Genomic DNA, 907 nt, shown 5'->3' on the forward strand with positions numbered 1-907 from the left:
CACGTCGATCTCGGAGACGGTGCCGGAGACGTCGGTGGAAACGCCGAGCGACTGCGCCTGGATGTAGGCATTGTCTGATGTCATGACCTGGCCGCCGACAACGTAGTAATAGCCGCCGACAGCCAGCGCGACCGGAAGCAGGGCGAAAAGGATCGGCCGTGTCAGGCTGCGCCTGGGCTTGACCGGCGCCGCAGGCGCAACCGCCACCATGACTTGCGGCTGCGGCTCTTTGGAGGGAGCCTCAAGTGTCGCGGGCTCGAGGGCAACCGGTGCTTCGTGCTCGTCGTCGGCGATGACGGCGCTGGCACGCCTCTGCTCGCGTTCGCTATCCAGCCGGATGATCTGGTCGCTCTTGCGATCCGATGGTTCGTCCTTGCCGGGCTTTTTGGGTGAGGTCGATTCAGTCATGGTCGTTCTCCCCGTCGACGGCTGGCTGGGCGCATGCCGCGAGCAGATTGGATTTGATCAGGCATAGGGTTTGCAGCAGACGCAGCTGGGCATCCGCCGAAAGGCCGACGAAGGCCTCGTCGCGCGTTTTCCGGCCGTTGCTGCGCATGGTTTCGAGCAGTGGATGGGCTTGAGGCGTCAGGTAAAGCAGCCATGCCCGTCGATCGCCAGGATCGCGCCGGCGCTCAACGAAGCCGCGGGCTTCCATCTTGTCGAGCAGCCGGGCGAGTGTGATCGGCATGATCTCGATCAGGTCGGCCAGTTTGTTCTGGTGGATGCCTTCATGCCGGGAAAGATAGGCCAGCACCTGCCACTGGGAGCGGGTCAGCCCCGACGCCTGCGACCGCTGCTCGAACCGCTTTCGAAGCAGACGCGCGACATCGTGCAGCACGAAGCTGATGTTGGGTGACGATGGCATGGGAGGGGCTGGTTTTCTGAACGCGACTTTTAGTGAGCATGC

At 63.5% G+C, this 907-nt stretch carries 1 protein-coding gene and 1 pseudogene; both read right to left on the reverse strand.

The annotated features are described in order from the left end of the window. Nucleotides 1-408: pseudogene (locus AC0ZT5_RS35095) on the reverse strand (HlyD family secretion protein); the annotation flags it as partial. After that, on the reverse strand, nt 401-865 hold the full coding sequence (locus tag AC0ZT5_RS35100) for a MarR family winged helix-turn-helix transcriptional regulator (protein WP_488500160.1): 465 nt from the start codon (nt 863-865) through the stop codon (nt 401-403). The pseudogene AC0ZT5_RS35095 and the gene AC0ZT5_RS35100, both read right to left, overlap by 8 nt. Nucleotides 866-907 lie beyond the last annotated feature (42 nt).

The organism is Mesorhizobium sp. CNPSo 4670, assembly GCF_057784235.1.